9 protein-coding genes and 1 pseudogene are annotated in these 9,656 nt (G+C 72.1%); all 10 read right to left on the bottom strand.

Going from position 1 to position 9,656, the window contains the following annotated elements; all coding sequences use genetic code 11:
* A pseudogene (locus tag CTZ28_RS31855) lies at positions 1-145 on the bottom strand (electron transfer flavoprotein subunit beta); the annotation flags it as partial.
* Entirely contained in the window at positions 142-813 is a 672-nt protein-coding gene (locus CTZ28_RS31850) for a 3-oxoacid CoA-transferase subunit B (RefSeq protein WP_121893179.1), read from the bottom strand. The gene CTZ28_RS31850 and the pseudogene CTZ28_RS31855, both read right to left, overlap by 4 nt.
* Positions 813-1,565 (bottom strand): CoA transferase subunit A, encoded by a 753-nt coding sequence (locus CTZ28_RS31845; RefSeq protein ID WP_121893178.1) that lies wholly within the window; start codon positions 1,563-1,565, stop codon positions 813-815. The genes CTZ28_RS31850 and CTZ28_RS31845 overlap by 1 nt, the downstream gene beginning before the upstream one ends.
* The gene (gene fahA, locus CTZ28_RS31840) at positions 1,562-2,791 is read right to left on the bottom strand and encodes a fumarylacetoacetase (protein WP_121893177.1); all 1,230 of its coding nucleotides are present in this window, start codon (positions 2,789-2,791) and stop codon (positions 1,562-1,564) included. The genes CTZ28_RS31845 and fahA overlap by 4 nt, the downstream gene beginning before the upstream one ends.
* Positions 2,788-3,678 (bottom strand): hypothetical protein, encoded by an 891-nt coding sequence (locus tag CTZ28_RS31835; RefSeq protein WP_259471912.1) that lies wholly within the window; start codon positions 3,676-3,678, stop codon positions 2,788-2,790. Before CTZ28_RS31835 ends, fahA begins: the two co-directional genes overlap by 4 nt.
* Entirely contained in the window at positions 3,675-4,883 is a 1,209-nt protein-coding gene (locus CTZ28_RS31830) for a homogentisate 1,2-dioxygenase (RefSeq protein WP_121893176.1), read from the bottom strand. The genes CTZ28_RS31835 and CTZ28_RS31830 overlap by 4 nt, the downstream gene beginning before the upstream one ends.
* Positions 4,884-4,966: 83 nt before the next feature.
* Positions 4,967-6,325: an MFS transporter gene (locus CTZ28_RS31825; protein WP_121893175.1), complete on the bottom strand. Its 1,359-nt coding sequence runs from the start codon at positions 6,323-6,325 to the stop codon at positions 4,967-4,969.
* 56 nt (positions 6,326-6,381) lie between these two features.
* A complete protein-coding gene (locus tag CTZ28_RS31820; protein WP_121893174.1) occupies positions 6,382-7,803 on the bottom strand; it encodes an FAD-dependent oxidoreductase in 1,422 nt (473 codons plus the stop codon).
* Complete coding sequence (locus tag CTZ28_RS31815; RefSeq protein WP_121893173.1) at positions 7,803-8,618, bottom strand: SDR family NAD(P)-dependent oxidoreductase; 816 nt, start codon at positions 8,616-8,618, stop codon at positions 7,803-7,805. The genes CTZ28_RS31820 and CTZ28_RS31815 overlap by 1 nt, the downstream gene beginning before the upstream one ends.
* Positions 8,611-9,486, bottom strand: coding sequence for an SDR family NAD(P)-dependent oxidoreductase (locus CTZ28_RS31810; RefSeq protein WP_121893172.1), 876 nt, complete (start codon positions 9,484-9,486; stop codon positions 8,611-8,613). Before CTZ28_RS31810 ends, CTZ28_RS31815 begins: the two co-directional genes overlap by 8 nt.
* Between the last annotated feature and the right edge of the window lie 170 nt (positions 9,487-9,656).

Genomic DNA, 9,656 nt, shown 5'->3' with positions numbered 1-9,656 from the left:
GCAGCGCCTGCTCGACCGCGTACTCGTCCAACTCGGAGAGCAGACCGTCCACATCATCCCGGTCGACGGTCAGGTCATCGGCGAAGTGCCGGTCACCCGTGGCATCGGGCACATACTTCACAGTGACGACAATCCTCATGGTCATGAGGCAACTCCTGTTCGCTGCTGGTTCGTTGACGGGGCGTCAGTGATCAGTTCGGCTCCGGTGACCGCCCGCACCCGGTCGATGTCGACGTCGGGCGCGAGGTCGACCATGGCGATCCCGCCGGGGGTGACGTCGAAGACCCCCAGATCGGTGATGATGCGGTGCACACAGGCCCGCCCGGTGAGGGGAAGGGTGCACTCGCGCACGATCTTGGGGCTGCCGTCCTTGGCTGTGTGTTCCATCAGGACGATGACGCGCCGGGCGCCGTGGACGAGGTCCATGGCGCCGCCCATCCCCTTGATCATCTTGCCGGGCACGGTCCAGTTGGCCAGATCGCCGCGTTCGGAGACCTGGAGGCCGCCCAGCACGGCGGTGTCGATATGACCGCCGCGGATCATGCCGAAGGAGAGGGCGGAGTCGAAGAAGGCGGCGCCGGGGGCGACGGTGACGGTTTCCTTGCCGGCGTTGATCAGGTCCGGGTCGACCTCATGGTCGTACGGGTAGGGCCCGACGCCCAGGATGCCGTTCTCCGAGTGCAGGACGACGTCGACGCCGGGCGGGAGGTGGTTGGGGACGAGGGTCGGCAGGCCGATGCCGAGGTTGACGTAGGAGCCGTCGGTCAGTTCCGCCGCGGCCCTGGCGGCCATGGCTTCTCGGTTCCAGGGCATCAGTCGCGCACCGTCGCCTTCTCGATCGTCTTGTCGCCTGCCTGGTCGGGGGTGAGCGGCACGATCCGCTGGACGAAGATTCCGGGCAGGTGGATCTCGTCGGGGTCGAGCGCGCCGGGCTCGACGAGTTCCTCCACCTCGGCGACGGTCACGGTGGCGGCCATGGCGGCGAGCGGGTTGAAGTTGCGGGCGGAGCGGTGGAAGACGAGGTTGCCGTGGGTGTCTCCCCTGGCCGCCCGCACCAGTGCGACGTCGGTGGTGATGGCCGTCTCCAGGATGTGTTCGCGGCCCCGGAAGTCGCGTCGTTCCTTGGGCGGCGAGGCGACGGCGACGCTTCCGTCGGGGGCGAAGCGCCAGGGCAGTCCGCCGTCGGCGATCTGGGTGCCGACACCGGCCGGGGTGTAGAAGGCGGGTATGCCGCAGCCGCCCGCGCGCAGCCGCTCGGCCAGGGTGCCCTGGGGGATGAGTTCGACCTCCAGTTCGCCGGACAGGTACTGGCGGGCGAACTCCTTGTTCTCGCCCACGTAGGAGGCGGTCACCCGGCTGATCCTGTGGTCGGCGAGCAGCACACCGAGGCCGTGGCCGTCGGTGCCGCAGTTGTTGGAGACGACCCGCAGGTCCGTCGCCCGCCCGCGGTGCAGTGCGCGGATCAGGACGGTCGGGATGCCGCACAGGCCGAATCCGCCGACGGCCAGGGTGGACCCGTCGGTGATGTCCGCGACGGCGCTGTCCGCGTCGGTCACCTTGTTCATCGTGTCTCCGTGGCGTCGGCCGGGGCGGTCCGCGGGCCGGCCGTGATGCGTCCGGTGACCTGTCCGAAGCCGATCCGGGTGCCGTCCGGGCCGGGCGCGGTGGCGCTGATGGTGACCTCGTCGCCGTCCTCCAGGAAGGTGCGGGTGGTTCCGTCCGGCAGGGTGAGCGGCTCCTGGCCGTTCCAGGTCAGCTCCATCAGGGAGCCGCGCTGGTCGGGTCCGGGGCCGCTGACGGTGCCGGAGGCGTAGAAGTCGCCGGTGCGCAGGGATGCCCCGTTGACGGTCATGTGGGCGAGCATCTGGGCCGGGGTCCAGTACATGGAGGTGAAGGGCGGCCGGGCGACGAGGTGTCCGTTGAGGCGGATTTCCAGGCTGAGGTCGAGGCCCCAGTCCTTGCCGTCGCGCAGGTAGTCCTGGAGCGGCGCGGTCCGGGCCGGCGGTGCCGTCCGGGCATGCCGGAGGGCGTCGAGCGGGACGATCCACGGGGAGACGGAGGTGGCGAAGGACTTGGCGAGGAAGGGGCCGAGGGGCACGTACTCCCACGCCTGGAGGTCGCGTGCGCTCCAGTCGTTGACGAGGCAGACGCCGAAGACGTGGTCGGCGAAGTCGTCGACGCCCACCGATGTGCCGAGCGCGGTGCCGGTGCCGACGACGAAGCCGACCTCCGCCTCGATGTCCAGCTTGCGGCTCGGCCCGAAGGACGGTGTCTCCGTTCCGGCCGGCCGGGTCTGGCCCCAGGGGCGGTTGATCTCGGTGCCGGAGACGACGAGGGTGCCGGCCCGGCCGTGGTAGCCGATCGGCAGGTGTTTCCACTGCGGGGTGAGCGGTTCCTGTCCCGGGCGGAGCATCCGGCCGATGTTGGCGGCGTGGTGCTCGGAGGCGTAGAAGTCGACGTAGTCCGCGGCCTCGAACGGCAGGTACATGCGTACGTCGGCGGCGCGGTGCAGGGCCGGTTCGGTGTCGGGGCGGCGCGCGGCGTCCGTGAGCAGTGCCGTGATGTCGGCGCGCACCTGCTGCCAGCGGGTCCGGCCCTGGGCGAGGAAGGCGTTGAGGGTGGGGCGGGCGAAGGTGTCGTCCCCGAGGGCGCGGGCCAGGTCCAGCACGTGGTCGCCGATGGCGACGCCGACCCTGCGGGGGCCGTCTTCGGGCGCGAAGACCCCGTAGGGCAGGGTGTGCGGCGTGAAGGGCGAGTTGTCGGGGACGGGGACCCAGCTGTCGGGGGTCATCGGGTGAAGTCCTTTCGGGTGAGGCCGAGGACGGCGGCGGCCTCGTTCACCGGTGTGCCGGTGGAGCAGGAGCCGTAGGAGAACAGCAGGGTGCGGGCTCGGGCGGCGGTGGTGGCGGGCAGGGCCCGGATGCGGTCCGCGAGCTCCGCGGTGTCGGTGAGCTCCAGGGCGGCGCGGACGGCGTCCTGGCCGGGGCGGTGGGGCGCGGCGGGCTCCACGCAGGCGGTCGCGGTGGCGAGCAGCAGATTGAGGTAGCCGTGGTGGGTGAAGCCGGTGGCCGGGTTCCGGTGCCGCACCGCGTGGTGCAGTCCGGCCGTGGCCTTGAACGGGACACCGGCCAGGACGCAGGCGGCGATGAACCGGGCGACGTCGTCGGTGCCCGGGAACAGGTGGGCGCCGGTGCCGCCGCAGCGCAGCTTCGCGCCGATCACCCGGCCCGGTGCGCGGGGCAGGGCGGCGAGCAGGTCGTCGATCCCGGTCGGTGCGGCCGGTTCCAGGAAGAGGGGTACGCCGGTCCCGTGCACGGCGTCGAGGAGCACGGGGACGGCCGCGGCCGGGCTCGGGCCGAACACCGCCACGGGCGCCTCGACGAGGGCGAGTTCGAGCCGGGGGTCGGCCTCGATCGTGGCGAGGGCCGCCGTCAGCCGGGCGCCGGGGTCGTCCGACGCCGTGCCGTCGGCGATCAGGCCGATCCGGAAGCGGTCGTCGGGGCGGAGTTCGGCGCGCACCTGCGCCAGCCGGCCCGCGGCGACGAGCAGCCGGTGGGTGTGCATGGGGTGGCCGGCCGCCAGGTCGTCGCGGTGCCGGCGTACGGCGTCGGGGGGTGCGAGCGCCGTGGGCGGGAACAGTCCCGCGTCGTCGACGAGCCGCTCCAGGAGCACGCTCACGCGGCCGGCCCCCGTCCGGCCCAGGTCCAGGCGTAGCCGGGGTCGTCCGCGGCGAGGGCACCCTCGCCGAGTTCGAGCGGCCGGAAGGTGTCGACCATCACGGCGAGTTCGTCGAAGAACTCGGCGCCGATGCTGCGCTCGTAGGCGCCGGGCTGCGGGCCGTGGGCATGGCCGCCGGGGTGCAGCGAGACCGACCCCTGGCCGATGCCGGAGCCCTTGCGGGCCGCGTAGTCGCCGCCGCAGTAGAACATCACCTCGTCGCTGTCGACGTTGGAGTGGTAGTACGGCACCGGGATGGCGAGCGGATGGTAGTCGACCTTGCGGGGCACGAAGTTGCACACGACGAACTGGTCGCCCTCGAAGACCTGGTGGGCGGGCGGCGGCTGGTGGATGCGCCCGGTCAGCGGCTCGAAGTCGTGGATGCTGAAGGTGTACGGGTACAGGCAGCCGTCCCAGCCGACCACGTCGAAGGGGTGTGTGGCCTGGGTGAACACGGTGCCCAGCACTTCGCCGCGGGGGCCGCGGTGCTTGACGTGCACGTCGACGTCCTCGCCGACGGCCAGCAGCGGTTCGGTGGGGCCGTGCAGATCGCGCTCGCAGAACGGGGCGTGTTCGAGGAGCTGGCCGTAGCGGGAGAGATAGCGGCGGGCCGGGGCGATGTGGGAGTTGGCCTCGATGCAGAACAGCCGCAGCGGCCGGTCCGGTTCGGGCAGCCAGCGGTGGGTGGTGGCGCGCGGCAGTACGACGTAGTCGCCCGCGCGTACGGTGAGGGTGCCGAACACGGTCTCCACGCGGGCGGCGCCGCTCTCCACGTACACGCACTCGTCGCCGAGTCCGTTGCGGTAGTACGGGGAGTCGGCTTCGGCCACCACGTAGGAGATCCGCACATCGCCGTTGCCGAGCAGGAGGCGGCGGCCGGTGACCGCGTCCGTGCCGGGCCGGCCGTCGCCGCCGCCGCCGAAGAGGGTGTGCAGCCTGAGGTGCCGGGGCTTGAGCGGGTGGTTGGCGATGGTGTCCTGGCCGGTCAGGTCCCAGGGGCGGGAGTCGGTGATCGCCGAGGGGATCTCGCGGTGGTAGAGGAGGGAGGAGTCCGAGGAGAACCCCTCCTCCCCCATCAGTTCCTCGAACCGCAGACGGCCGTCCGGGTCGCGGTGCTGGGTGTGGCGTTTGGGCGGTACGTCGCCGACGCTGCGGTAGTGGGGCATGGCGGTGGGTTCCTCGGGTCGGTGCGTGGCCGGGCCGCGTGCGGCGGCCCGGCCTGATCAGTTGGGGTGGGGCGGGGTGGCGGTCAGGCGGTGACGCCGGCGGCCGGGCGTGCTCGTTCCCCGCTGTCGCGCCGGTCCCTGGGCACCTTGAGGAAGGCGAGCATCACGGCGCACACGATGAGGCACCCGATCGGGAAGTACAGGCCGACGGTGACGTCGTCGGCGGTGGCGTTCTTGCCGATGAGGTACGGGCTGACGAAGCCGCCGAGGGCCGCGATGGAGTTGATGCCCGCCAGGCCGACCGCGGTCTGCTCGCGCGGCAGGACCCGGGCGGCCAGCGCCCAGTAGGGCGCCATGTAGCCGAGGACGCCGATGGCGACCAGGCTGAGGCAGATCAGGGCCGGGGTGGGGCTGTGCCGGAAGGCGATGGTGCCGCCCAGGCCCACGGCGCCCAGCAGCATCAGGCCGATCACATGGAAGCGGCGCTCGCCGGTGCGGTCGGAGTTGCGGGCGATCAGCAGCATGCCGACCGCGCCCACCAGGAAGGGGATGGCGCCGAGCAGACCGATGTTGGTGGCCGAGTACGACGGGTCGAGCTGCTGGACGATCTTCGGGAGGAAGAAGGAGAAGCCGTACAGGCCGCAGGCGGCGAAGAAGTTGGCGACGGCCAGGTAGAGGACCTTGCGGTTCTTCAGCGTGCTGAGCTGGCCGCGCACCGTCTCCTGCGCCGCGCCGCCGGCACCGTCCTGCGTGTACTCCTTGTCGATCTCCGCCTGGAGCCAGGCCCGCTCGTCGGGGTTCAGGAAGCGGGCGTCGGCCGGCCGGTTGGGCAGCCAGACGAGGGTGACGATGCCGATGAGGACGGCGGGGGCGCCCTGCAGGATGAACACCCAGCGCCAGCTGCTGATGTCCAGCCAGTGGGCGTGGTCGAGGATCCAGCCGCCGGTCATGCTGCCGAGGATCATGGCGATCGGCTGGGCGAGCGCGAGCATGGCGATGGCCCGGCCGCGTTCCCTGCCCCGGTACCAGTACGTCAGGTAGAGCAGCAGTCCGGGGAAGAGGCCGGCCTCGGCGATGCCGAGCGCGATCCGGGCGACGTACAGGTGGGTGACGCTGTTGACGAATCCCGTGACCACGGTGACCAGGCCCCAGCTGATGGCGATGCGGGCCAGCCAGAGCCGGGCACCGATCTTCTTCAGCATCATGTTGCTGGGGATCTCGAGGGCGACGTAGGCGAGGAAGAAGATCGAGGCGACCGCGCCGAAGGTGGCCGTGGTGATGCCCAGGTCGTCGCGCATGCCGAGTTCGGCATAGCTGATGTTGGACCTGTCCATGTAGTTGAACACGTACAGCAGGCCCACGATCGGGAAGATCCGGAGCGTGACCTTTCTGATCGTTCTTCTGCCGGGGTCACTGCCCTCGACGTTGAGGTTCGTTCCCATGACGGCTCCTGAGAGAGGGGTGAGAAAGGGGATGATCCGACTGAGGGGGGTTCGGGTCACACGGCCGCTGCGGCGTTGCTGCCCGCGATGCGGCCCATGGTGAGGGCGTTGGCGACGGCGTTGCCGCCGCCGACGTACCGCATGCCGAGCACTCCGCCGCCGGCCTCGCCGGCCGCGAACAGTCCGGGGATCGGGGTGCCGGCGCGGTCCAGTACGGCGGCGCGATGGTCGATCTCCAGTCCGGTGTGCGTGCAGACGAGTTCGGCGGGCAGCACCCGGGCCGCGTAGTACGGGGCCGTTGCGATCGGGTCGGGGCGGGCCGGGGCGCCCTTGGCCGCGAGGGACTGCTCGCGCAGGAAGTCGGCATCGGTGCCGGTTTCGGGCAGCTGCTCGTTCCACCGGGTCACGGTGGTGGTGAGCGCGTGGGCGGGGACGCCGATACGGTCGGCGAGCGCGTCGAGGGTGGCGGCCTGGGCGAGCCGGCCGGCCGCCGCCTCCTCCGCGACCCGCGCGGGGGTCCAGTCGGCGTAGCCGGTCGGCAGGCCGAGCCGTGCCTTCTCGTCGAACACCGCCCACACGGGGCCGTCCTGGGCCTGGATGATGCCGCTGGAGACGGCGTACGACGCGTCCTCGTCCATGAAGCGCCGCCCGTGGGAGTTGACGTACACCCGTGACGCGGGCGGGAATCCGGCCTGCCAGTGGTGGTAGCGCTGGAAGTAGGCGGTGGGCAGCATCAGCCCCCAGCCGTCGCCGGCGAGTGCGCCGCCCGTCTGCTCGGCGAAGGCGAGGTGGTCGCCGCGGCTGCCGGGGGCGGCGACCACGAACAGGGAGTCGCCCGCGTCGAGTGCGTCGGGGTAGTGCCGGCGCAGCAGGTCGGGGTTGTGGGCGAAGCCGCCGCTGGCGACGACGACGGAGCGGGCCCGTACCTCGATGCCGTCGGCCACGACCCCGGCGACCCGGCCGTCCTCGAACAGCAGCGCTGCGACGCGGGTGTTGAGGACGGCCTCGACACCGCGGGCCTTGCGCGCCCGGTCGAGGACCTGGACCAGGCCGTAGCCCTGGTCGCGGGGCACATGGCCGCGCCATACGTCCTCCACGCCCGCGCGGGAGAGTCCCGGTGTGTGGGCGTCGGAGGAGAGGACGGCGGGGACGTCGAGCCCCAGGCCGATCATCCACTCCAGTGTCGGGCCGGCCGCCGCGCAGAAGGCACGCACCAGGCCGGGCTTGAGCTGCCACTGGTTGAGGTCCATGTAGTGCTGGAAGTGGCGCTCGGCGCTGTCGTCGATGCCCAGGGCGCGCTGCACGCTGGTGCCGGCGGCGGTGATCAGTCCGGCGGACAGCTGTGTCGAGCCGCCCAGTTCCCGCTCCGACTCGAACAGCAGGACCGCGGCGCCCTGTTCGGCGGCGCTCACCGCGGCGGCGAGGCCGGCGCCGCCGCCGCCCACCACGATGACGTCGAGGTCGTCGAGGTCCGTCATCACAGGGCTCCTTCTGCATCGGCGAGGATGCGGTGGTACAGCCCGTTGGACACCAGTCCGCCGTCGAGAGTGACCTCGCTGCCGGTCATGTACGCGCTGCGGTCGGACAGCAGGAAGAGGACGGCGTCGGTGATCTCGGCGGGCTCGGCCGACCGGCCGGCCGGGATGCTGCGCTGCGCCGAGGCCACGAAGGCGTCCGAGCCGGCCAGCAGCCCGGTGGACACCAGGCCCGGATGGAGGGAGTTCACCCGGATGTGCCAGGCGGCCAGCTCGCCTGCGGCCGACTTCGACAGACCGGTCAGCCCCCACTTGCTCGCGGAGTACGAGGGCGAGAAGTAGCCGATCTGGCCGGAGATCGAGGAGATGTTGACGATCGCGCCGCCTCCGCCGTCCCGCATCAGCGGGGCCACCGCCTGCATGCCGTGGAACGCGCCGAAGAGGTTCACCCGCAGGACGCGCTCCCACACCTCCTCGGTGGTGTCCATGAAGCGCAGCCGGCGCGAGATGCCGGCGTTGTTCACCAGGCCGTCCAGCCGGCCGTCCGTGGCACGGACGGCATCGACCACGGCCCGCCAGCCGGCGGAGTCGGTGACGTCGAGATGGTGTGCGGTGGCCCGCCCGCCGGCCGCGGTGATCTCCCGGGCGACGGGGCCGCAGTCGGCCACGTCGGCGAGGTGCACATGGCTGCCGCGGCGGGCCAGCGCACGGGCGTGCTCGGCGCCCATGCCCGCGGCGGCCCCGGTGACGAGGACCACCGACGGGTAGCGCACCGGCTCGTCGTACGCGGGAGACGCGGGACACACAGCCTCAGACATGGCGGGAACCGCCGTCCACCGCCACGCTGTGCCCGGTGACGTAACGGGCGCTGTCGGAGAGCAGGAACAGCAGGACGCCGAGGACTTCCTGCGGGGATCCGAGGCGGTGCAGGGGGACGGAGTCCAGGGCGTGCTTGAGGGCGGCGGGGTCCTCCTGCACCCAGCGGGTCATCTCCGTGTCGATGTAGCCCGGGGCGATGGAGTTGACGCGCAGCCCGAGGTCGCCGAACTCGACGGCCAGGGACTCGGTGAGGTGGGCGACCGACGCCTTGGACGCGCAGTACGCGGCGCGGCCCTTGCGTACGCGGACCGCGGACACGGAGGACATGTTGACGATGGCACCGCCCGGCCGCAGGTGACGGGCCGCGCTCTGCGAACCGAACAGCACACCCTGGACGTTGACGCGCAGCACGGCGTCGATCTGCTCCGGCGGAATGTCCTGCGCGAAGGCGTGCGGGAAGATGCCCGCGTTGTTCACCCAGTGGTCGAGGCGGCCGAACTCGGCCGTGGCGAGCGCGGCCAGTTCCTCGTGGCCGGCCGGGTCGGTGACATCGACGGCGGCGGGCACGACCCGGCCGCGTCTGCCGCCCTCAGGCAGGGCCTCGGTCTGTGCGTTGATCTCCTCGGCGGTGCGCTTCATCGTGTCGAGGTCGATGTCCGCGGCGATCACGTCGACCCCGCGCAGGGCCAGCCCCTCGCTGAAGACGGCACCCATGCCGCGCGCGGCACCGGTCACGACGGCGGCCGTGCCCGCGAGTTCGGGGTAGTACGCGGTGGGCCGCCGCTGGTCGACCCGGCCGGGGCCGGAGCGGTGGGCCGTGTCCTCGGCGGCGTCGGAGGCGGTGGCCGGGGTGTCGCTGGTGCTCATGAAGAAGGTTCCTTCGTCGTTGAAGTGCGGGGCGGGTGGGGGCCCCGATGGCTCGCCTGTCGTGTGTCGGACCGCGGCAAGGGATGTGGCTCGCGGGTGCGGCTGCCGGGCGGCCGGTGTGGGGTGGGGTGCGAGGGGCGCGTGTGGCGTGGTCGGCCGGGGTGTGCGCG

Origin of the sequence: Streptomyces shenzhenensis, from assembly GCF_003688995.1 — a bacterium.
Classification (GTDB): Bacteria; Actinomycetota; Actinomycetes; order Streptomycetales; family Streptomycetaceae; genus Streptomyces; species Streptomyces shenzhenensis_A.
Note: the sequence above shows the minus strand (reverse complement) of the source record. Positions and strands in the feature narration are given on the sequence as shown.